Source organism: Brevundimonas sp. (assembly GCF_036400995.1).
Classification (GTDB): Bacteria; Pseudomonadota; Alphaproteobacteria; order Caulobacterales; family Caulobacteraceae; genus Brevundimonas.
Genome location: NZ_DASWWG010000068.1, coordinates 1 through 20,867, shown reverse-complemented (window position 1 = coordinate 20,867; position 20,867 = coordinate 1). Strand labels below are relative to the sequence as shown.

Sequence of the window (20,867 nt, the reverse complement as noted above, 5' to 3'; positions counted from 1 at the left end):
TGGAGCGGTGAACGGGCGATGGGAAGGTGAGCGGCTGTCGCCTATCCGAACCGGCGGCGCTGTTCGGCGCTGCGCAGGGTGGAGCGCAGGAATTCGGCGGGCGGGTCGGTCTCGGCCAGCACCTGCTCCTTGATGGCGCGCGGCTCGCCGAAGAGGTGGCCCTGGCCCATGCCGACGTCCAGTTCGAGGATGTCGACGATCTGGCGCTCGGTCTCGCACTTCTCGGCGATGACCTCGATGCCGTAGCGGCGGGTCAGCTGGGCGAAGTCGGCGGCCTGGATGTCGCGCAGGGACGGCAGGGCCGGGCCGCTGTCGAGGTCCAGCAGTTGCTCGATCAGCAGGTCGGCGGCGACCTTGATGAAGCGGACGTCCGAGCGCTGCAGGTCGGCGAAGTCGAGATCCAGAGTCTGGACCTTGTCGATCGAGAAGCGGAAGCCGAGGTCGGCCAGCTTGGCCATGTTGCGGGCCTCGACCGCGCCGCGGGCGTCGAAGACGGCCTGGCCGAGCTCGAAGATCAGGGCCTGGTTCAGGTCGCGGTTCTCGCTCAGGAAGTCGAGGAACTGCGGGAAGAAGGTCTCGTCGCCCAGCGAGGACAGGGCGACGTTGCAGAAGACCCCGACCTTGCGGTCCTGACGGGCCAGACGGCGCACGATCTGGGCGCAGCGGAACAGCAGCAGGTTGTCGATGGCCGGGACCAGGCCCTCGCCCTCGGCGACCGACAGGTATTCGGCGGGCATCATCACCCGGTCGTCGGCGGCGCGCAGACGGGTGAAGCTTTCGTAGAAGATGGTCCGGCGCTGGGGCAGGGAGACGACCGGCTGCAGGTAGAGGTCGACCCGGTTCTCGGCGAGCGCCTCGTGGATCGTCTGGAGCAGGACGTTGGATTGCTGCTGGTGGCGGGCCTCGAAGGCGCTGACCGGCGTGGGGCGGGCCATGCGCTCGTCGATCGAGTCGCTCATCTGCTGGATCAGGGTTTCCAGCATGCGGACCTCGCCCGACAGCTGCTCGGTCGAGGTCAGGGCGCCGGCCTCGATGGCCTGGGCCAGCTCGGTCAGGGCCCCTTGCGTCGACTCCATGGCGTCAGCCAGCAGGCGGTGGGCTTCGCGGACCTGGTCGATTTCCCGCTTGAGCGCGGCGCGCTGGGCCCGGCCCACGACCATGACATGGACGGCGACCAGAAGGCCCGCCGTGCCGACCGCCGCGGCGACGCCCGGTCCGCCGCCGAGACCCGCGCGCCACAGGAAGGCGCCCACGGTCATGGCCAGGAACAGGTAGCCGAAGAAGAGAAAGCCGTTGGTGATGGCGCGCATGGGTTACGGAGTTTCCGCCTTCCCGGATGGAATCGCCCGAGTATCGGGGTATCACGGCAATACGCATAGGGTCCGGGCACGGATTCTCCCACGCTTTCGAGGTTAACGATGGAATTGTTCGACCTGACCGGCAAGGTCGCGGTGATCACCGGCTCCTCCAAGGGCATCGGCAAGGCGATCGCCGAGCGGATGGCCGAGCACGGCGCCAAGGTGGTGATCTCGTCCCGCAAGGCCGGGCCCTGCGACGAGGTCGCCCGGGCTCTGAATGAGAAGCACGGCGAGGGGACGGCGATCGCCATCCCCGCCAACATCGCCTCCAAGGAGGAGCTGCAGCGACTGGTCGACGAGACCAACGCGACCTTCGGCAAGATCGACATCCTGGTCTGCAACGCGGCGTCGAACCCCTACGCCGGGCCGATGGGCGGCATTTCGGACGAGCAGTTCGAGAAGATCTTCCACAACAACGTGCTGGCCAATCACTGGCTGATCCAAATGGTCAGCCCGCAGATGCTGGAGCGCAAGGACGGGGCCATTCTGGTGATCTCGTCCGTCGGCGGCCTGCGCGGCAACGCCCTGATCGGCGCCTACAACGTGTCCAAGGCGGCGGACATGCAGCTGGTGCGCAACCTGGCGGTGGAGTTCGGATCGTCGAACGTGCGGGTCAACTGCATCGCGCCGGGCCTGATCCAGACCGACTTCGCGCGTTACCTCTGGGAGAACGAGGAGGTGCTGAAGGTCACGGTCGAGCCGAACCCGATGAAGCGCATCGGCCAGCCGGACGAGATCGCGGGCACCGCGGTCTATCTGTGCTCGAAGGCGGCCGCCTATGTGACCGGCCAGACCCTGGTGGTGGACGGCGGGCTGACGATTGCCTGGTGACGCGGACAAGGTGAGCCTGGGCCAGGACCTGGTCTGGCGACTGGAGGCGGCGGGCTTCGCCGGCTTCATCGGTCTGATGCGCCTGCTCGGCGTCGAGCGGGCGTCGCACGTCGGCGGCTGGCTGCTGCGCCGGCTGGGGCCGAAGGTGGGCACCCACAAGACGGTGACCCGCAACCTGCGCATCGCCTTCCCCGACCTGCCGAAGGCCGAGCGCGACGCACTGGCGCTGGAGGCGTGGGAGCGGATCGGCCGCAGCTTCGCCGAGACGGCGGTGATGGATCAGCTGACCCCGGCCAGCGGTCGGCTGGAGATCGTCGGCATGGAGCGGCTGGAGGCCATCCGCGACGGCGGTCGCCCGGTGGTCTTCGTGTCCGGCCACCTGTCCAATTTCGAGGTGATGGCGGCGGTGCTGGTGGCCTCGGGCGTGCCGGTGCAGGTGACCTATCGCGCCGCCAACAACCCCTATGTCGACAAGCAGATCCGCGAGGCGCGGGCCCGCTACGGCGTGAAGCTGTTCGCGCCCAAGGGCGGGGACGGCGCGCGCGAGCTGCTGCACGGGCTGGAGCGCGGCGAGTCCGTGGCCCTGCTGAACGACCAGAAGTTCTCGGAAGGGCCGGAAGTCACCTTCTTCGGCCAGCCGGTGAACGCCGCGCCGGGGCCGTCGCGGCTGGCGCTGCGCTTCGGGACGGTGATGCAGCCGATCTCGGTGGTCCGGCTGCCCGGCGTCCGCTTCCGGGTGACGGCCCACGAACCGATCCCGGTCTCCTCGACCGGCGACCGGCAGGGCGACATCGCGCGCGGCGTCCAGGCGGTCACGACCTTCGTCGAGGATCGGGTCCGCGAGGTCCCGGCCGACTGGTTCTGGGTGCACAAGCGCTGGCCGCAGGCGGTCTATGACGCCCTGCCGCCCGAAGCCTGACCCGGATCAGATATCGCGCGACTTGTCCTGCGCCCGACGCCAGGGGCCGGTGAAGGTGGCGGACTGCACCCGGCGGCGGTCGGGTCCGAAATAGCCGTCGGTCTTCACGAACGGGCGCGGCTTGAAGATCACCGCCTGGATGCGGTCCAGGATGGCCTTGGCGGTGATCGGCTTGACCACGAACTCGGTGACGCCGGCGTCGCGCGCCTCATAGACGCGGGTCTTCTCCGAATGGCCGGTCATCATGATGATCGGCAGATAGGGGTTGGCGCTGTCCGGGCTGTTGCGGACCAGACGGGTGAACTCGACGCCGTCCAGCGGGAACATGTTGAAGTCGACGATCGCCAGATCGATGGCGTGCTCGCGCAGGATCTCCAGCGCGGCGGCGCCGTCGGCGGCCTCGCGCACCTTGCGGATGCCGGCGGACTGCAGGACGGCGGAGGCGATGGCCCTCATGTGCTGGTTATCGTCAACCAGAAGAACCTGAAGGGAGGCGAGCGAAGACATGCAGGGCGGTCTGGTCGATGACGGCGCGGCCGTCGGAGCCTCGCAGGTCTAGGGAGGGATTCGGCCTGCGTCTATCGGAGAACGTTGTTTCAACTTTAGCGTAAACGGCCAAGCTTGCTCAGGTTTTCACCAGAAGCGACGGATCGAGGTTGCGGTCGCGCCATTTCATCCGCCAGCACAGGTGCGGGCCGGTGGCGCGGCCGGTCATGCCGACGCGGCCGATCAGGTCTCCGCGCAAGACGTCCTGTCCGGCCCGGACTTCGATCCGCGACTGGTGCAGATAGGCGGTGATCAGGCCCTGGCCATGATCAATGAGCACCAGACCGCCCTCGAAATGCAGGCCGGTGCGGGCCAGGGTCACCCGGCCGGGCGCCGGGGCGCGGATGGCCGAGCCCTGCGGGGCGGCCAGGTCGATGCCGTAATGGGGGCGGGCGGGCGTGCCGTTCAGGACCCGCTGCGAGCCCCAGCGGCTGGTCACGCGATAGCTGTCCAGCGGCCAGATGAAGCCGTCGTGGAAGCCGTCCGCGTCGATGCGGCTGGCGAAGCCCTCGGTCTTGAGCAGGACCTCCTGCTGGATGCGGGCCAGCAGGGCGGGGTCGGACGGCTCGACCGTGGACGGCGGCAGGCCGTTCACGGCGGTGGAGGGGAAACGCCCGGTCGCGATGTCGAGGGTGCGCGAGGCGACGCGGCCGTCGGAGCGGGCCTCGATCTGCACGCTGCCGGGGGCGTCGCGGTCGAAGCCGACGATGAACCAGCCTTCGGCCGAGGCGGCGGACAGCGCTTCGCCGTCGACGAAGATCAGGGCGCGTGGCCAGGTGCGTCCGACGGCATGGCCGCCCTGGACGAAACGGCCGGTGAGTTCGAGGTCGGTGGTCTGGGCCCGGGCGGCGCCCGAGGCGAACAGGGCCGCGCCGCCGGCGATCAGGCCCCGGCGGTCCAGCATCAGGGCTGCTGTCCCAGGCGCTGGAAGGCTTCGGCCGGACCGGCGTAGGCTTCCTGCAGACGGGCCGACCAGTAGCGCAGGGTCTCCAGCGGAACCGGCTTTCCGGTCACGGCGCAGGTCACGAAGCGGCCGGGCTTGAGCACGGCGAACTCTCCGTCGCCGTAGTGCAGGGTGGCCTGGGCGTTCGAGGTCTGGTCCATGTCCCTGACCCTAGCTTGGCCGGTGGGCGGGCGCCAAGACAGATCGCCTCAGCCGGCGGAAAATGCCGGAGCCCTGTGTTCCCGGCGTCGTCGGCGAAAAGTGCACTCGAAAAAAAATGGAGTGCACATCGTGCACTTTTTCGCGTGAGGCGGGGTGTGCGGGGGGACGGCTCAACCGGAACGGCGATGTGTTGGATTGTCAAAGACCGGGGGAGGGCAGTCTGACATGCCGGTGCGTCAAATTTGGACGTGTGTGAATTCCCTCTCCCTCAGGGAGAGGGGGGACCCCTAGAACAGATCACCCTGGCCCGGCGGGGCCGGTTTGGGCTTCGGGGCGGGACGAGGCTTTGGGGCGAGGATCGGCTCGCCTCCCTCGCCGTCGATCCGGGCGCCCTTCGATCCGTCGCCGAAGACGATGCGCACCGCCTGGCCCTCATGCAGGCCGGCGGCTGAGGCGATCATGGCGCCGGTTTCGTCCTCGATGCGGGCGAAGCCGGGCTTGGGCCGCTTCGGATCGAGGGTGGCGAGGGCGCGGGACAGGGCGGCCAGCCGGGTCTGGTCGCGGTCAAGGCGACGGCGGACGGCGGGCTCGAACCGGTCGGAGAAGGCGCTGAGGCGGTCCTGACGGCGCTCGATGGCGCGGTTCAGCAGGCCGTCCGACAGCCGGGCCGAGACGGCGGCGTACTGGCGCTCGTGCACCGCGACGTTGCGGTGCAGGCCCGAGGCCAGCTTGCTGCCCGCCAGGTCGAGCCGCTGCTGCGGCAGGGCCAGAAGGTCCTCCGGCCGGGCGGGCAGGCCGCGGGCGGCGGCGCGCAGCCGGGTGCGGCGATCCTCCAGCAGGCGACCACCCGCGCGGGCCAGACGACGCTCGAAGTCGGCGACGGCGTACTGCAGGTCGGCCAGAACCGGTGTCGCGATCTCGGCGGCGCCGGTCGGGGTCGGGGCGCGACGGTCCGAGACGAAGTCGATAAGGGTGGTGTCGGTCTCGTGCCCGACCGCCGAGATGATCGGGATGGAGGCGGCCGCGACGGTGCGGGCGAGCGCCTCGTCGTTGAAGGCCCAGAGGTCTTCCACCGAGCCGCCGCCGCGGGCGACGATGACCACGTCCGGGCGGGGGATGGGGCCGTCGGGCGACATAGCGTCGAAGCCGCGCACGGCGTTGGCGACCTGCCCCGCCGCGGCGTCGCCCTGCACCACGACCGGCCAGACGATCACGCGGCAGGGCCAGCGCTCGGAGATGCGGTGCAGGATGTCACGGATGACGGCGCCGGTCGGGCTGGTGACCACGCCGACCACGGCGGGGAAGGCCGGGATGGGCTTCTTGCGCGCGCCGTCGAAAAGACCTTCGCCGGCCAGCCGGGCCTTCAGCCGCTCCAACTGGGCCAGCAGGGCGCCGGCGCCGGCGGCCTCCATGCTCTCGATGACGATCTGGTACGAGGACCGGGCCGGGTAGGAGGTGATCTTGCCGGTGACGATGACCTCGAGCCCCGACTCGGGGCGGACGCCGAGGCCGCGCACCACGCCCTTCCAGACCACGCCGTCGATGGCCGACTTGTCGTCCTTGAGCGTCAGGTAGACGTGGCCCGAGGCGTGGTGGTTCACCTTCGAGATTTCGCCGCGCAGACGCACATGGCCGAAGCGATCCTCGAGCGTGCGCTTCAGGGCGAAGGACAGCTCGGAGATCGACAGCGGCGGGTTATTGTCGCGCGGCGCGACCGGTTCCTCGGCCGGGCCTTCGAAGACGTAGTAGTCGGTCATGCGGTCAGGTTAGCGAGGTCGGGTGCGCCGCGAAACTCAGAACCGCCTGGTCAGGCCGATGGTGACGATCCGGCCGCGCGGGTCGGCGACGACCGGGTCGTAGCCGAGGGCGAACTGGGCCAGCGGCGGCTCGGAATCGGCTAGGTTCACGACGCCCAGCGACAGGTCCAGCGACGGCGTGACGGCGCGGACATAGTGCAGGTCCACGGTGGTCGCGCTGTCGATGGTGGCGTCGGTGATGCCGCTGCGGTCGTTGCGATAGCCGGCCGTGTAGTGGACGAGCAGGGTGACGGTGTCGGTCGGGCCGCTCCAGCCGATCGACGCCTCGCCCCGATCCTGCGGCAGGGAGCGGGCGAGGGTGTTCAGATTGGTCGAGCCGAGGCCCGAGGTCGCGGCGGCGCCGGGCGTCAGGCGGATGTCGTACTTGTCGACCCAGGTCCAGGTCGCGGCGGCGGAGAGGACGCCGCCGAACAGGTCGCGGTCGTAGCGGCCGGACAGGTCCAGCCCCTGCGTCTCGATCGACGAGGCGTTGATGAAGCGCAGGTCCACGAAGGTCAGGGCGCCGCCGGGCGCGCGGGTGACGCGCTGCTGGGCCGCCGTGCCGGTGAGGCCGGCCAGATCGTCGGCGGCGGCCTGGTTGATGATCGCCTGCGCCGACTCCTTCACGATCAGGTTGGCGTAGTCGATCCGCCAGGCGTCGAGGCCGAAGCGCAGGCCGGGCAGGGGCTCCCACAGGGCGCCGAGGGTCAGGGTTTCGGACTCTTCCGGCTTCAGATCCGGATCGCCGGTGGTCAGGGTGTTGACGAAGACGAATGCGCCGCGGTCGAAGACCGACGGCTGCGAGGCCTGGGCTCCCGACAGGGTGAAGACCGAGGGGGCGCGGAAGCCCTGACCCCACGAAGCGCGCAGGGCGAAGGCGTCGGTGGCGTCCCAGCGGATCGCGACGCGGGGGCTGAGGGCGTCGACGCCGCCGTCATAGACTTCCTCGCGCACGGCCAGCTGGGCCTCGATGCGATCGCCGAGCTTCAGACGGGCCTCGGCGAAGGCGGCGAAGACCTCCTGATCGCCGTCGAAGTCGGGCGAATAGCCGGCGGTGAGCAGCTCGCCGGAGTTGACCAGATCGCTCCAGTCGTGACGCAGGCCGCTGCGGCGGTACTGGGCCCCGAAGGCGAGGTCGAGGCGGCCGCCGTCCCACTGGAAGGCGCGGCCGTCGGTCTGGAGATCGACGGTGGTCAGGGTCGCGGCGCCCCGCAGGCCGGTGGAGCCGATCAGGCTGCTGATCAGCTCGGGGCTGTTGGCCGTGCCGGTCCCGAGGAAGGCGCTGCCGAACGGGTTGAACCACTGACAGGGACCGACGCCGGGCGTGCCGGCAGCCGGGTTGCAGCCCGCGCCGCCCAGACCGTTCAGGGCGTTCTGCAGGGCGCTGCCGATCACGTCCGGCTTGTCATAGGCGATGTGCTGGCGGCTGGAGGTCGCCGACAGGTCCCAGTTCCAGCCGTTGGCGAAATGACCCGAAACGCCGCCCGCCAGGCGCCAGGTCTCGTAGTTGAAAACAGCCTCGGACGCGCCCGCCTCGGCGCCCAGCAAGCGGCCCCGGAACAGGACCGCCTTGCCGAACGGATTGTCGGGATGGCTCGCCGGGACGCCGAGGGCGCGGGCGAGGATGGGCAGGGAGGGGCTCTGCCGGGCGATGGTCTCGGTCGAGGACCAGGCGGCCTGCAGCCGCACCTCGACGGAGCCGATGGGGCGACGCCAGTCGGCGAACAGCTGGGTCCGGGTCTCCTCGGGTGCGAGGTCGAAGAAGTCGGAATAGTCGAGGCGGCAGAAGGTGTCGGTAGGGCTGTTGCGGAAGGCGCTGCCGAAGGCCGGGTTGGTGCAGTCGGGGTCCGGCGCATAGCGGTTCAGGCTGGGCCGGAAGTAGGATCCCGGCTGGCCGTAGCTGGTCACGGCGGTCCAGGCGGCGCGGCCGTAGCGTTCGGCCTGGGTGAAGTCGCGCTCGTCCGAGCCGAGGGCCGAGCGGTGGGCGTACGATCCGGCCAGGGTCAGGTCGCCGCCCAGAACGGTGGTGCCGCCCAAGGCCTCGATCAGGCTTTCCTCGGCGCCGTCCATGATGCCGTAGCGGGCGCGCAGTTCGGCGCCGTCGACGTCGGTGCGGGTGATGAAGTTGACCACCCCGGCCACGGCGTCCGAGCCGTAGACGGCCGAGGCGCCGTCCTTGAACGCCTCGACCCGTTGCAGGGCGATCAGCGGGACCAGGCTGTTGATGTCGGCATAGGCCGAGCCGTCGGTGGCGACCGCGGCGCTGGACGTCCAGCGCAGGCCGTCGACCAGGACCAGGGTCGAGCCGAGGCCGAGGTTGCGCAGGTTGAACTGGGCCGTGCCCGAGCTCTGGGGCTGGTTCAGCTGGTCAACCTGGGCTTCCGAGCCCGAGTTGGCGGCCACCAGTTGCAGCAGCCGGGCCGGGTCGGTGATCGCGGCGGCGTCCAGATCCGTCCGGTCGAGCACCTCGACGGGAGCGAGCCGCTGGGCGCCGGACAGGCGCGAACCGGTGACCACGACCTCTTCGAGTGAGGTGGGTTCTTGCACGCTCTGGGCGAAAGCGGGGGCGGACAATGCACAGAGTGCACTTCCGGCGAGAAGGGCGACGCGATGATGGGGGCGGAAGGGAACGAACATGGTCGGGCGGTTTAGGCCGCCTTCTCCACAAGGGACAGGGCCAAGCTTGCCGCAATGCGAAAGGGAACGGCGATCAGGTGTGGGTCGTTTGCAGATCATGGCCGATCCGCCCGACACCGACCCCGCCGATCAGGACCCGCGCGAACGCGGGATGCGCCGCCGCTCGGGGTCGCCGGAGACGGGGCTGTGGCTGGTGCTGGGCGGCGTCGTGATGCTGGGCGCCCTCGTTTACGTTGTTTCCGCCCTGATTTGACCCCGATCCGGGACCGTACGACTTGACCGCCTTCGCAGGTGCGGTACTTGCGCGGTCATGAATATCCTGCTGGTCGGATCAGGTGGGCGCGAGCACGCCCTGGCGTGGAAGATCGCCCAGTCTCCGCTCGTGAAGCGTCTGGTCATCGCGCCGGGCAATCCGGGCATGGAGAAGCTGGGCGAGCTGCGCGCGATCAAGGCGACGGACGCCGACCAGCTGGCGGCGCTGGCGCGCGAGATCCGCGCCGATCTGGTGGTGGTCGGCCCCGAAAGCGCGCTGGAGAAGGGGCTGGCCGACCGGCTGGCCGCCGCGGGCATCCCCTGTTTCGGTCCGACGGCGAAGGCCGCGCAGCTGGAAACCTCCAAGGCCTTCTCCAAGGCCTTCATGGAGCGGCACGAGATCCCGACCGCCGGCTTCGGCGTCTATGAGCGGCTGCACGAGGCGCGGCAGGCGCTGACCGTGTTCAAGCCGCCGTATGTGATCAAGGCCGACGGCCTGGCCGCCGGCAAGGGCGTGGCCATCTCGCCGACCAAGCGCGAGGCCGAACGCGAGATCGAGTGGATGCTGGGCGGCCGCTTCGGCCAGGCCGGCGCCCGGGTGGTCATCGAGGAGTTCATGGACGGCGAGGAAGGCTCGCTGTTCGCCCTGTCCGACGGCCGCAACTACGTCCTGCTGGGCGGGGCGCAGGACCACAAGCGCGCCTATGACGGCGACCTGGGGCCCAACACCGGCGGCATGGGCAGCTATTCGCCCGCCCCCGTCTTCACGCCGGAACTGGTCGAGGCCGCCGAGCGCGAGGTGGTGAAGCCGGTGATCGACGGCATGGCCGCCGAGGGCATGCCCTATCGCGGCGTGCTGTACGCCGGCCTGATGGCGACCACCGATGGCCCCAAGGTGGTGGAGTTCAACGCCCGCTTCGGCGATCCGGAATGCCAGGTGCTGATGATGCGTCTGGGCGGCGACATCGTGCCGATGCTGCTGGCTTGCGCGCGGGGCGACCTGAGCCGGGCGACCCTGCCGGAGTTCCTGTCCGACACGGTCATCTGCGTGGTCATGGCGGCGCAGGGGTATCCGGACAGTCCGGTCGAGGGCTCGATCATCCGCGGCGCCGAGCAGGACTTCGGCCCGAACGTGCAGGTCTTCCACGCCGGGACGCGGCGGCAGGAGGACGGCCAGCTGGTCGCCGCCGGCGGCCGGGTGCTGAACGTCTGCGCCCGGGGCAAGGACATCGCCGAGGCCCGCGAGCGCGCCTATGCCGCGATCAAGAAGATCGACTGGCCGGGCGGCTTCTACCGCACCGACATCGCCTGGCGGGCGCTGGACCGGGAATAGGACGTTTCCGCCACTCGCGCGCTGAGGTTGAGGGAGCGTGCAGCTTGCGGCCATCCATGTCATGATCGGCCCATGAGCGAACCGCCGCGCGAGTTTCAGGAAGAGTCGGCCGTGTTCGACGACATGGATCAGGCCGAGCTCGACCAGATCATGGCGGACATGGACGCCGGGAAGTCCGTTGCCAACGAGGCCGTCACACGGTGGCTGCGGTCCCTGTCGACAGAAAATCCGCTGCCGCGACCGAAGTGTGGCGAGTAGTCTGGTCAGACGGGGCGCTTGAGAACGTCGCGGATATCTCGACGTACATTCGCACGTTCAATCCCCGTGCGGCGGCGCGTCTGGAACTCGACATCATCCGGGCCTGCGAGGGCTTATCGACAATGCCGGATCGCGGGCGTCCGATATCGCGTGGTCGTCGCGAGCTGACGATCACCGTTCCCTATGTGATCCAGTACATCGTCGTCGGCGACGAAGTCCGGATCCTGTCCATTCGCCATTCCGCCCGGCGGCCGGAAGGCTGACGGCGCGAGGCCAGCGTGGCGGTACGGATTTATGCCTAATCACTGATTAGTCAGCTTTTCAGAGAGCGATGGCATTCCGATGGGGCCTCCCGTCCATCCGGAAACCGCCGCCATGAAAGCCCTGACGATCGGAAAACGCATCAGCCTGCTGACCCTGCTGGCGGTCGCGGGATTGCTGATCCTGCTGGGGCTGTCGCTGATGCAGCTGAACGGGGCGCTGCGCAGCGAGATCGCTGACCGCACCCGCAAGACCGTCGAGGTCGCCCATGGCGTCGTGGCCCACTATCACGCCCAGCAGACCGCCGGTCTGATGAGCGAGCAGCAGGCCCAGGAGGCGGCCAAGGCGGCGTTGAAGAGCCTGCGGTACGGCGGCGAGGACTACTTCTGGATCAACGACATGCATCCCAACATGGTGATGCATCCGACCAATCCGAAACTGGACGGCAAGGACATCAGCGGGAACGTGGACGCCGACGGCGTGCGCATGTTCACCAGGATGGTCGAGGTCGTCCGCGCCGACGGCGAAGGCTTCGTCGCCTACCAGTGGAACAAGCCGGGCGAGGAGCACGCCTCGCCGAAGATCTCCTTCGTGAAGGGCTTCGCGCCCTGGGGCTGGGTGATCGGGTCGGGCGTCCACACCGATGAGATCGCCGGACTGGTTGCCAAGGCGGCGCTCGCCCTGGGCGCGATGGCGCTGCTGGTGGTGGTGGCCATGGCGGTCAGCGGCGGCCTGATCGGCCGGTCGGTGTCGCGCCCGGTCGTGGCCCTGTCGGAGCGGATGCGCGCGCTGGCGGCGGGCGACAAGACCTCAGACATTCCGGGCCTGCAGCGCCGGGACGAGGTCGGCCAGATGGCGGCGGCTCTGGAGGTGTTCCGCGAGGCGGCGATCACGGCGGAACGGCTGGAAGCCGAGGCCGTGGCCAATCGCAGCGCGACGGAGGCCGAGCGGGCGAAGAACCAGCAGATGACGGACGCCGCAGCGCGCGAGCAGGCGGTGGTGGTGGCGGCCCTCGGCGAGGGTCTGGATCACCTGATGCGCGGCGACCTGACCTACAGCCTCACCCAGCCCTTCCCGCCGCACTACGCCAAGCTGCAGAACGATTTCAATGCGGCCATCGCCCAGCTGAAGTCGGCGATGTCGGTGGTGGTGACCAATGTGTCGGCGATCCGTTCGGGCTCGGGCGAGATCAGCATCGCGGCTGACGACCTGTCGCGCAGGACGGAGCAGCAGGCCGCCTCGCTGGAGGAGACCGCCGCGGCGCTGGACCAGATCACCGCGACGGTGAACAAGACCGCCTCGGGCGCCCGTCAGGCCTCGCAGACCGTGCAGGCCGCCAAGGACGACGCCCAGACCAGCGGCGTGGTGGTGCGGGACGCGGTCCACGCCATGGGCGCGATCGAGAAGTCGTCGCAGGAGATCGGCCAGATCATCGGCGTGATCGACGAAATCGCCTTCCAGACCAATCTGCTGGCCCTGAACGCCGGGGTGGAAGCCGCCCGCGCGGGCGACGCCGGTCGCGGTTTCGCGGTGGTGGCCTCGGAAGTGCGGGCGCTGGCCCAGCGCTCGGCGGAAGCGGCCAAGGAGATCAAGACCCTGATCTCGGCCTCGACCCAGCAAGTGAACGCGGGCGTCAGCCTGGTCGGCCAGACCGGCGAGGCCCTGCAGCGGATCGTCAGCCGCGTGGCGGAGATCGATGAGCTGGTGTCCGAGATCGCCGCCTCGGCGCAGGAGCAAGCCACCGGTCTGCAGCAGGTCAACACGGCCGTGAACCAGATGGATCAGGTCACCCAGCAGAACGCCGCCATGGTCGAGGAATCCACCGCCGCGAGCCACTCGCTGTCGCAGGAGGCCGAGGTGCTGGCCGGGTCCGTGTCGCGCTTCCGGATCGGCGACGCCCCGGCGGCGGCGGCCGCAGCTCGTCCGGCGGTCCGTCAGGCGCCGGTCGTCCAGATGAAGACGGTCGGCCACGGCGGCGCGGCCCTGAAGGCGCACGCGGTCGAGGACGGCTGGGAAGAGTTCTGAGGGGTGACAGACGAGACCAGGCGCGGATAGCCTGATCGGATGATCCGCTGTCTGCTCCTGCTAACCATCAGCCTTCTGACCGGAGGGTGTGCGAGTTTTTTCGGTGTCGAACGTGAGCCGCTGCCGTCGCGGGCGCAAATTCGCAGCTTCGTCGCCGACAACTGGACCAGCCACAGCACCGAGCGCATGCCGCCCTACGCCAGCCTGTTCCGGTCGGAGGCCCATCCGGGCGAAACCGCAAGGCTGATCGAGGTCCGGAACATCTGGTGCGACTACTTCGGCTCAATGCCAGAGTGCTGGTTCGATATCCGGGCGGCCTTCAGCGATGGGCATCCCCTGCAGCGTCACTACAAGACGAACTTCAGCTGGACAGCCGACGGAGCCTTGGAAGAACCGACCGTGCTTGTGCTGGCCCACTGAGCCCGGGCGCGCCGCTCCGGTTGAGCTTCGGAGGGGCTCAGGCCCAGGCGAAGAGCAGGCGGCCTTCGCCCATGCGCTCGCGCAGGCGGGGCAGGTCGGTGTGGGCCACCGAGAAGCAGCCGTAGGAACGGCCCAGCTTGCCTTCGCGGGCCAGGAAGGCCGGGTCGGCGTAGTCGGCGCCGTGGACGATGATGGCGCGCTCGCGGGCGTTGTTGTTGGTGTACTCCAGACCGTCGAGCAGAACGTTCGGGCCCTGCTGGGCGCCCCAGCCGGCGCCGGCGGTGGCGAAGGCGCCGACCGACGACTTGAAGCTCTCGGGGGTGTTGGAGAAGCTGCGGGCGTAACCCGAATGATCCGGATCCGAGCCGCGGCCGTGGCAGGTGCGCATCAGGGTGACGGCGCCGCCGGCCAGATCGACTTCGTACAGCCGCTCGTCGCCCGAGAATTTGGTGAAGTCGACCAGATACATGCGGTCGCGCTTGGTGATCTTGTGGCCGTGGATGTCCATGGCCGCCAGCGCGCGCTCGATGAGCTCCTGACGGACCTGACCGCGCGGATCGAGCAGACGGGTGGAGTTCAGCTGGGCCGTGATGGCCTCGGGCTCGGCGGCGCCGACGACGATCTGCGGCGCCGGAACCGGCGCGGCCTGGGCATTGGTCACCGGGGTGAAGACGCCGGTGGGCCGGGTCGCCGCCGCGGAGGCGCAACCCGAGAGAAGGGCCGCACCGCCCAGGATGAATCCGCGTCTGGCAAGCCGCATGCGACGCCCCTCGCATGTTTCACAGGAAGTGACGGGTTGTTTCAAAACCGACCGGGGAAGGCAACCTGAGCCTTGGCGTCCGGCGGTGGACAGGTAAGGTGTTCCGGGGACTGAGGGAGGTTTTTCGTGAAGACGATCACGACGATGTTCGCGGCCATCGCCGCACTTGTGGCGACAAGCGTCGCCGCGCAAACGCCCGCGAGCCAGCCGGTTTCGCCGGAGACGGGAACAACGTTCGTCCAAGTGGGGCGGCTTCTGGCCGATCCCTCCACAGGAATTGTGCAACGCGATAAAACTCTCGTGATCAGAGGGAACCAGGTCGTCGAAATCCGCGACGGCTTCGTCGGCGAGGGGACGGTGGTCGATCTGCGGGGCGAATTCGTCCTGCCCGGACTGATCGACAGCCACGTCCATCTGACGGGTGAGCAGAGCCCGACCTCGCGTCTGGACGGGGTGACCCAGTCGAACTCGGACCAGGCCTTCGTCGGCGCGCGCTATGCGATGCGGACCCTGCGGGCGGGGTTCACCACGGTGGCCGATCTGGGCGCGACGAACGAGTCGATCTTCGCCCTGCGCGACGCGGTCCGCCGGGGCGATGTGCCCGGCCCGCGCATCATCGCCTCGGGCGAGGCGGTGTCGATCCACGGTGGCCACGGCGACATCAACGGCTACCGGGAGGACATCATGCATATGTTCACCGGCGAGAGCATCTGCTCGGGTCCGGAGGACTGCATGCGCGCGGTGCGGCTGCAGGTGCGCTCGGGGGCCGACATCATCAAGATCACGGCCACCGGCGGGGTGCTGTCGAACACGGCGGCGGGACTGGGCCAGCAGTTCTCGGACGAGGAGCTGGAAGCCATCATCGACGCCGCGCACCGGATGGGGCGACAGGTGACGGCCCACGCCCACGGCGCCGACGGGATCAACAGCTTCCTGCGCGCGGGCGGCGACTCGATCGAGCACGGCACCTATCTGGATGCGGAGTCGATCCGGCTGATGCGCCGCGACGGCGTCTATCTGGTGCCGACCCTTATGGCCGGCGACTTCGTCACCCGCGTCGCCTCGGGCCCGGACAACTTCTTCACCCCGGCCCAGACGGCCAAGGCGCTGGAAGCGGGCCCGCTGATGCTGGACATGGCGCGCCGGGCGCATGAGGGCGGGGTCCGCATCGCCTTCGGCACGGACAGCGGCGTCTCGGCCCACGGCGACAACGCCCAGGAGTTCGCCCTGCTGGTGCGGGCGGGCCTGACCCCGCTGGAGGCGATCCAGGCGGCGACCGTCAACGCGGCGGCGCACCTGCGCATCCAGGACCAGGCGGGCCGGATCGCCGTCGGCATGCCGGCGGACCTGATCGCGGTGCGCGGCGATCCGCTGACGGACGTGACGGAACTGGAGCGGGTGTCCTTCGTGATGAAGGGCGGGACGGTCTACCGGGACGAGTAGAGTTCCTCCCCCTTGGGGGAGGAACTGACGAGCAAGTCCAGAAACCCCGCCTCGTCCTCGAAGGTCGCCTTCACGGGCCAGTTGACGACCCGGGCGCGCCAGTCGGGCGGCAGGCGGGACCAGTCCTTTTCGGTGGTGACCAGGGTCGCGCCGAACTGGTCCGCACGGTCGGCGAGGAAGCGGAGGTCTTCGTCCCGGAAGGCGGCGTGATCGGGGAAGGGGGCGAAGTCGGCCAACTCGGCGCCGGCGGCCTTCAGCGAGCGCTCGACCTTCCACGGCTTGGCGATGCCCGCGAAGCCGACCAGCGGGCCAGCGGGCGGCGGCCCGGCGGGCTCCAGCCGGGCGATGAAGACGGGCAGGGCCCCGAAGGTCTCGAGCAGGTCCGGATCGGGCTCGGCCAGATCCGACGGCATCAGGATGACCACGGCGTCGGCGCGGGCCAGCCCGGCCTTCAGCGGCTCGCGCATCGGACCTGACGGGAAGACCGAGCCGTCGCCGAAGGGCCATTCGTCGTCGCGGGTCTCGCCGTCCACGACGATCAGGCTGAGGGTCTTCTTCAGGGCCGGGTTCTGGTGGCCGTCGTCCAGCACCAGCGCCCGGGCGCCCTCCGCGGCGGCGGCCTTCGCCCCGGCGACGCGATCGCGGGAAATCCACGCCGGGCTGTCCAGCGCCAGCATCAGCGGTTCGTCGCCGACGTCCGCGGCGGTGTGTGCGGACAGGTCCACGCGGACCGGGCCTTCCAGCCTGCCGCCGTAGCCGCGCGACAGGGCCTGGGCGTCGACGCCGGAGGCGCGCAGCAGGCGCAGGACCTCGCGGGCGATCGGCGTCTTGCCCGAGCCGCCGACGGTCAGATTGCCGATGGAGATGACAGGCACGCCCGCATCAACCGGGGTGGTTCGCGCGATGCGGTTCGCGGTGACCCCGGCCCAGATCCACGACACGGGTTTGAGCAGCAGGCGGGTCATGGCCGCCGACTTGCGGTCGCGCAGATACCACCATTTCGGCGTGCTGAGGCTCATCGGCGCTTCCGGGAGGGCGCAGGCGGCAGCAGGGGCTGCAGGCTGTCGATCAGGCGCTCCAGCCCGGAGCCGGCCTCGGCGGCGGCGCGACGGCCCCGGTCGCCCATGGCGCGGGCGGCCTTGTCATCGGCCAACAGGGGCGTGAGGACGCCCGGCAGGTCCCACGGGGCGGCGACGATCCGCAGTCCGCCCGCCTCGACCAGCGCCTCGGTGATCGCGGCCCAGTTGGTCATGTCCGGGCCGGTGACGGCCGGTTTGCCCAGACGCGCGGGCTCCAGCGGATTGTGGCCGCCGACGGGGGGCTTCTCCAGCGCCGCCGAGAAACTGCCGCCCATGACGACGACGTCGGCCAGCCGCAGGAACAGGCCCATCTCGCCCAGGGTGTCGGCGACATAGAGGTCGGTGTCGCTGTCCGGCTGACGACCTTGCGAGCGCAGGGCGAAGCGATAGCCGTCGCGGGTCAGGGCGGCGGCGATGGCCGCGCTGCGTTCCGGGTGGCGGGGGATCAGGATCAGGCAGAGCCGCTCGGTCAGCTTGTCCAGCGCGCGGACGATGGCGATTTCCTCGCCGTCATGGGTGCTGGCGGCCACGACCACGGGCCTGTCGCCGATGGCGGCGCTGAGGCGGGTGAAGGCGGCGCCGTCATGGGGCGGGGCGTCCCCGGCCAGCTTGAGGTTCACGTGGCCGTCGATGCGGGCGCCGAGGCTTTCCAGCCGGTCGGCGGAAACGCCGTCCTGCGGCAGGACCACGTCGAAGGCCGAGAGGATCTCGCGCGCCGCGCCGGGGAAGCGCCGCCAGCCGGCGACGGTCTTTTCGGTGATGCGGGCGCTGGCCAGCACCAGCTTCACCCCGCGACGGCGGGATTCCAGGATCAGGTTCGGCCACAGCTCGCTTTCGACGAAGACGCCGACGACGGGCTTCCACTTCGTCAGGAAGGCGTCGACCGCGCCGGGCGCGTCGACCGGGGCGAACTGGTGGATCACCCCCTCGGGCAGGCGGCGGGCCAGCAGGTTGGCGGACGTCAGGGTGCCGGAGGTGACGAGGATGGTCAGGTCGGGCCGGGTGGCGCGCAGCCGCTCGACCACGGGCAACAGGGACAGGGTCTCGCCGACGCTGACGCCGTGCAGCCAGACGACCTCGCCGTCCGGCCGGGGGACCCGGGTCAGGCCCAGCCGTTCATCGACGCGGGCGGGGTCTTCCTTGCCCTTCTTGGCGCGGGCGTCGAGCAGGCGGGGAGCCAGAGGCTCCAGCGCCCGGGTCAGGAGCCGGTAGAGGATCAGGGCGGGGCTCAAGGTCAGACCCGCTCCAGACCGGTGATGGCGTCAGCCTCGGCCTCGACGGCGTTCAACCGTTCGGTCCAAGCCGCGACGACGTCGGCCATGTCCGCGCCCTCGGGGTAGTCGGCGACATCCCAGACCACGGCGCCCTTGCCGAAGGGCAGGGGCAGGATGGCCTTGTCCCAGCTGTTCAGGCGGATGGCCGGGTTGCAGCTCAGGCCGATGAACAGGGCGGGGACGCCGGAAATCTTGGCCAGCATGGGCAGGCCCTCGGCCATCTGGCGGGCCGGACCGCGCGGGCCGTCCGGGGTGATGGCCAGACCGCCGACCTTGAGCTGCTTCAGCCCGTCGCGCAGGGCCTGCGTCCCGCCCTTGGCCGCCTTGGCCTTGTCCTTGTTGGCCGAGGAGCCACGCACGGCGGGGAAGCCCTGACGGGCGACGGCCTTGGCGATGAACTCCCCGTCGGCGCTGAGCGAGATCAGGGCCTTGGCGGGCGTGGCGCGGTCCAGCGGCCAGCAGGCGGGGCTGAGGCCGATGCGCGAGTGCCAGAAGACGGCCAGCACGCCGCCGCCCTGTTTCCAGACGGCTTCGGCGACGCCCTCGTTCTGGTGGGTCCAGCGAATGGTGGCGAAGCAGAAGCGCATCCATGCGGCGAGCACCCACGCCAGGGTGTTCTGGATGAAGGGAATGCGGAGGGGCCTCATGAAAGCCCTCCCCTCGAGGGGGAGGGTTGGGTGGGGTGGAGGCAGGTCATTGCAAGACGAGCCTTAAAGGCTCCGTCGCCTCGCGCGCCATATCCTGTGACAGCGTGCCGCCACCCCATCCCCCGGCCCCTTCCCCCTCGAGGGGAAGGGGAGATGTTCGACGCGACACTCACGACACCACCTCGACCGGATCACCGTCGAGGGACTGTTGCCTGGCCAGACGGGCGTAGAGGCCGCCCTTCTTCACCAGCGCCGAATGGGAGCCCTGTTCGACCACCTTGCCCGCCTCGATCACATAGATGCGGTCGGCGTTGCGGACCGTGGACAGGCGGTGGGCGATCATCAGGGTGGCGCGGCCTTCCATCAACCGCTCCAGCGCCGCCTGCACCAGAGCCTCGCTCTCGGTGTCGAGGGCCGAGGTGGCCTCGTCGAGCAGGAGGATCGGCGCGTCCTTCAGGAAGGCGCGGGCGATGGCGATGCGCTGGCGCTGGCCGCCGGACAGGCGTGCGCCGGCCTCGCCGACCAGGCTGTCGTAGCCGTCGGTCAGGGCGGCGATGAAGTCGTGGGCCGCGGCGGCCTTCGCCGCCTCCTCGACCTCGGCCTGGGTCGCCGCCGGGCGGGCGTAGGCGATGTTGGCGCGCACCGTGTCGTCGAACAGGAACGGCTCCTGGGTGACCAGCGCGATCTGGTCGCGGAGCGAGGCGATCGCGACGTCGCGCACGTCGCGGCCATCCAGGGTCACGCGGCCGCCGCTGACGTCATAGAAGCGCGGGATCAGGTTGAGGATGGTGCTCTTGCCGCCGCCCGAAGGGCCGACCAGGGCGACGGTCTCGCCGCGGCGGGCCTCCAGGCTGACGCCGCCCAGCGCCGGCGGGCCTTCGCCGCCATAGCTGAAGCCCACGTCCTCGAAGCGGATCAGGCCGTCCACCTGGCCCACGGGCTGGGCGCCTGGCCGCTCGCGAACCTCGGGTTCGACATCCAGGGCGGCGAACAGGCGGCGCGCCGCCGACATGCCCTCGGCGAACACGGTCTGCAGGTTGGCGAGCTGGCGCAGGGCCTGGCTGGCCATGGTCAGCGAGGCCACGAAGGAGAAGAAGGCGCCGGCGTTCATCTCGCCCGACTGGGCGCGCCAGCCGGCGTAGGCGAAGACGATGGCCACGATCAGGGTCATCAGCAGTTCGGTGGCCGGCGCGGCCCGGGCCCGCGCATTGGCGCCCTTGGTCAGGTGCGACTGGCGACGGCCGACCACCTCCGCGACCCGAGCCTCCTCGTGCGCCTCGCGGTTCTCCAGCTTCACGACGCGGACGCCGTCCAGGCTCTCCATGATCGCCGAGGACAGCGCCGAGGTCTCCTGCATGGCGCCCTTGGCGGCCTTGGTCGTGCGCTTGGAGAAGCGGCGCATGATGGCGCCGGCGATGGGCACGGCGGCCAACAGCACCAGGGACAGCACCCAGTCGTTGCCGATCATCACGATCAGCGCGCCCAGGAAGATCAGCGCGTTCTGGGTGTAGTTCACGACGCCGGCGGTGGCCGCCTCGCGGATCAGGCCCGCGTCGTAGAGGACGGAGGAAACGTAGGCGCCGGAGTGCTGGCTGCGCAGGTGGGCGAGGTCGGCGCGGACCAGCTTGCCGAACAGCTGCACCTGCACGTCGCCGACCACGGCGTTGCCGATGCGGTTGACCAGGGTCGCCTGGACCACCTGGGCGACGGTGCGCGCCAGCGCCAAGGCCGCGATGGTCAACGGGAGCACCAGCAGGGCGCCCGGCTTCCGGAACACCAGCAGGTCGTTGGTGGCGGGCTCGATGATCTGGACCAGGCGGGCGCTGCAGTAGGCCACCACCACGGCGGCCAGCATCGCCGTCGCCCAGCCCTTCCAGCGCGGCGCCATGTAGATGCGCGCCACCCGTGCGATCAGGGCGCGGG

Annotated in this window: 20 protein-coding genes; 9 read left to right on the top strand and 11 right to left on the bottom strand. The window is 70.0% G+C overall.

What is annotated here, in order from left to right:
* Positions 1–41: 41 nt before the first annotated feature.
* Complete coding sequence (locus VGE03_RS10220) at positions 42–1,310, bottom strand: EAL domain-containing protein (protein WP_331046378.1); 1,269 nt, start codon at positions 1,308–1,310, stop codon at positions 42–44.
* 108 nt (positions 1,311–1,418) lie between these two features.
* Here VGE03_RS10220 and VGE03_RS10215 point away from each other — a divergent pair, with 108 nt between their 5' ends.
* Positions 1,419–2,189, top strand: coding sequence for an SDR family oxidoreductase (locus VGE03_RS10215; protein ID WP_331046377.1), 771 nt, complete (start codon positions 1,419–1,421; stop codon positions 2,187–2,189).
* Between the two features lie 16 nt (positions 2,190–2,205).
* Complete coding sequence (locus VGE03_RS10210; protein WP_331046386.1) at positions 2,206–3,108, top strand: lipid A biosynthesis acyltransferase; 903 nt, start codon at positions 2,206–2,208, stop codon at positions 3,106–3,108.
* Positions 3,109–3,114: 6 nt separating this feature from the next.
* On the opposite strand, the gene VGE03_RS10205 is transcribed toward VGE03_RS10210, so the two are convergent.
* From VGE03_RS10205 to VGE03_RS10185, 5 genes are all read right to left on the bottom strand, one after another.
* Positions 3,115–3,615 carry a response regulator gene (locus VGE03_RS10205; protein WP_331046376.1) on the bottom strand — a complete coding sequence of 167 codons (501 nt, stop codon included), beginning with the start codon at positions 3,613–3,615 and terminating at the stop codon, positions 3,115–3,117.
* Positions 3,616–3,733: 118 nt separating this feature from the next.
* A complete protein-coding gene (locus tag VGE03_RS10200; protein ID WP_331046375.1) occupies positions 3,734–4,558 on the bottom strand; it encodes a M23 family metallopeptidase in 825 nt (274 codons plus the stop codon).
* Positions 4,558–4,758 (bottom strand): DUF2093 domain-containing protein, encoded by a 201-nt coding sequence (locus VGE03_RS10195; RefSeq protein ID WP_331046374.1) that lies wholly within the window; start codon positions 4,756–4,758, stop codon positions 4,558–4,560. The genes VGE03_RS10200 and VGE03_RS10195 overlap by 1 nt, the downstream gene beginning before the upstream one ends.
* Positions 4,759–5,046: 288 nt before the next feature.
* A complete protein-coding gene (gene xseA, locus VGE03_RS10190; protein WP_331046373.1) occupies positions 5,047–6,516 on the bottom strand; it encodes an exodeoxyribonuclease VII large subunit in 1,470 nt (489 codons plus the stop codon).
* A 36-nt stretch (positions 6,517–6,552) separates the two neighbouring features.
* On the bottom strand, positions 6,553–9,102 hold the full coding sequence (locus tag VGE03_RS10185) for a TonB-dependent receptor plug domain-containing protein (protein ID WP_331046372.1): 2,550 nt from the start codon (positions 9,100–9,102) through the stop codon (positions 6,553–6,555).
* 169 nt (positions 9,103–9,271) lie between these two features.
* On the opposite strand from VGE03_RS10185, the gene VGE03_RS10180 reads away from it, so the two are divergent.
* The 6 genes from VGE03_RS10180 to VGE03_RS10155 all read left to right on the top strand — a co-directional run bounded on the left by VGE03_RS10180 (position 9,272) and on the right by VGE03_RS10155 (position 13,741).
* Positions 9,272–9,445: a hypothetical protein gene (locus VGE03_RS10180; RefSeq protein WP_331046371.1), complete on the top strand. Its 174-nt coding sequence runs from the start codon at positions 9,272–9,274 to the stop codon at positions 9,443–9,445.
* A 57-nt stretch (positions 9,446–9,502) separates the two neighbouring features.
* Positions 9,503–10,777: a phosphoribosylamine--glycine ligase gene (gene purD / locus VGE03_RS10175; RefSeq protein WP_331046370.1), complete on the top strand. Its 1,275-nt coding sequence runs from the start codon at positions 9,503–9,505 to the stop codon at positions 10,775–10,777.
* Between the two features lie 72 nt (positions 10,778–10,849).
* Positions 10,850–11,035: a CopG family transcriptional regulator gene (locus VGE03_RS10170; protein WP_331046369.1), complete on the top strand. Its 186-nt coding sequence runs from the start codon at positions 10,850–10,852 to the stop codon at positions 11,033–11,035.
* On the top strand, positions 11,023–11,298 hold the full coding sequence (locus VGE03_RS10165) for a type II toxin-antitoxin system RelE/ParE family toxin (RefSeq protein WP_331046368.1): 276 nt from the start codon (positions 11,023–11,025) through the stop codon (positions 11,296–11,298). The genes VGE03_RS10170 and VGE03_RS10165 overlap by 13 nt, the downstream gene beginning before the upstream one ends.
* A gap of 112 nt (positions 11,299–11,410) precedes the next feature.
* A complete protein-coding gene (locus VGE03_RS10160) occupies positions 11,411–13,321 on the top strand; it encodes a methyl-accepting chemotaxis protein (RefSeq protein WP_331046367.1) in 1,911 nt (636 codons plus the stop codon).
* Between the two features lie 39 nt (positions 13,322–13,360).
* Entirely contained in the window at positions 13,361–13,741 is a 381-nt protein-coding gene (locus VGE03_RS10155) for a hypothetical protein (protein WP_331046366.1), read from the top strand.
* A gap of 37 nt (positions 13,742–13,778) precedes the next feature.
* Here the strand turns inward: VGE03_RS10155 and VGE03_RS10150 are convergent, their stop codons facing one another.
* Positions 13,779–14,501 carry a murein L,D-transpeptidase catalytic domain family protein gene (locus tag VGE03_RS10150; RefSeq protein WP_331046365.1) on the bottom strand — a complete coding sequence of 241 codons (723 nt, stop codon included), beginning with the start codon at positions 14,499–14,501 and terminating at the stop codon, positions 13,779–13,781.
* Between the two features lie 144 nt (positions 14,502–14,645).
* Here VGE03_RS10150 and VGE03_RS10145 point away from each other — a divergent pair, with 144 nt between their 5' ends.
* Positions 14,646–15,944 (top strand): amidohydrolase family protein, encoded by a 1,299-nt coding sequence (locus VGE03_RS10145; protein ID WP_331046385.1) that lies wholly within the window; start codon positions 14,646–14,648, stop codon positions 15,942–15,944.
* On the opposite strand, the gene lpxK is transcribed toward VGE03_RS10145, so the two are convergent.
* The 4 genes from lpxK to VGE03_RS10125 all read right to left on the bottom strand — a co-directional run.
* On the bottom strand, positions 15,929–16,963 hold the full coding sequence (gene lpxK, locus VGE03_RS10140) for a tetraacyldisaccharide 4'-kinase (protein WP_331046364.1): 1,035 nt from the start codon (positions 16,961–16,963) through the stop codon (positions 15,929–15,931). The genes VGE03_RS10145 and lpxK overlap by 16 nt on opposite strands.
* Positions 16,960–18,255: a 3-deoxy-D-manno-octulosonic acid transferase gene (locus VGE03_RS10135; protein ID WP_331046363.1), complete on the bottom strand. Its 1,296-nt coding sequence runs from the start codon at positions 18,253–18,255 to the stop codon at positions 16,960–16,962. The genes lpxK and VGE03_RS10135 overlap by 4 nt, the downstream gene beginning before the upstream one ends.
* 2 nt (positions 18,256–18,257) lie before the next feature.
* Entirely contained in the window at positions 18,258–18,944 is a 687-nt protein-coding gene (locus VGE03_RS10130; RefSeq protein WP_331046362.1) for a lysophospholipid acyltransferase family protein, read from the bottom strand.
* Positions 18,945–19,113: 169 nt separating this feature from the next.
* A partial coding sequence (locus VGE03_RS10125) for an ABC transporter ATP-binding protein (RefSeq protein ID WP_331046361.1) occupies positions 19,114–20,867 on the bottom strand: 1,754 nt, incomplete at its 5' end.

Excerpts from the sequence above, each read along its gene's own strand:
- VGE03_RS10220 (WP_331046378.1), bottom strand. The coding sequence starts at position 1,310 with ATGCGCGCCATCACCAACGGCTTTCTCTTCTTCGGCTACCTGTTCCTG.
- VGE03_RS10215 (WP_331046377.1), top strand. The coding sequence starts at position 1,419 with ATGGAATTGTTCGACCTGACCGGCAAGGTCGCGGTGATCACCGGCTCC.
- VGE03_RS10205 (WP_331046376.1), bottom strand. The coding sequence starts at position 3,615 with ATGTCTTCGCTCGCCTCCCTTCAGGTTCTTCTGGTTGACGATAACCAG.
- VGE03_RS10200 (WP_331046375.1), bottom strand. The coding sequence starts at position 4,558 with ATGCTGGACCGCCGGGGCCTGATCGCCGGCGGCGCGGCCCTGTTCGCC.
- VGE03_RS10195 (WP_331046374.1), bottom strand. The coding sequence starts at position 4,758 with ATGGACCAGACCTCGAACGCCCAGGCCACCCTGCACTACGGCGACGGA.
- xseA (WP_331046373.1), bottom strand. The coding sequence starts at position 6,516 with ATGACCGACTACTACGTCTTCGAAGGCCCGGCCGAGGAACCGGTCGCG.
- purD (WP_331046370.1), top strand. The coding sequence starts at position 9,503 with ATGAATATCCTGCTGGTCGGATCAGGTGGGCGCGAGCACGCCCTGGCG.
- VGE03_RS10170 (WP_331046369.1), top strand. The coding sequence starts at position 10,850 with ATGAGCGAACCGCCGCGCGAGTTTCAGGAAGAGTCGGCCGTGTTCGAC.
- VGE03_RS10160 (WP_331046367.1), top strand. The coding sequence starts at position 11,411 with ATGAAAGCCCTGACGATCGGAAAACGCATCAGCCTGCTGACCCTGCTG.
- VGE03_RS10155 (WP_331046366.1), top strand. The coding sequence starts at position 13,361 with ATGATCCGCTGTCTGCTCCTGCTAACCATCAGCCTTCTGACCGGAGGG.
- VGE03_RS10150 (WP_331046365.1), bottom strand. The coding sequence starts at position 14,501 with ATGCGGCTTGCCAGACGCGGATTCATCCTGGGCGGTGCGGCCCTTCTC.
- VGE03_RS10145 (WP_331046385.1), top strand. The coding sequence starts at position 14,646 with ATGTTCGCGGCCATCGCCGCACTTGTGGCGACAAGCGTCGCCGCGCAA.
- lpxK (WP_331046364.1), bottom strand. The coding sequence starts at position 16,963 with ATGAGCCTCAGCACGCCGAAATGGTGGTATCTGCGCGACCGCAAGTCG.
- VGE03_RS10130 (WP_331046362.1), bottom strand. The coding sequence starts at position 18,944 with ATGAGGCCCCTCCGCATTCCCTTCATCCAGAACACCCTGGCGTGGGTG.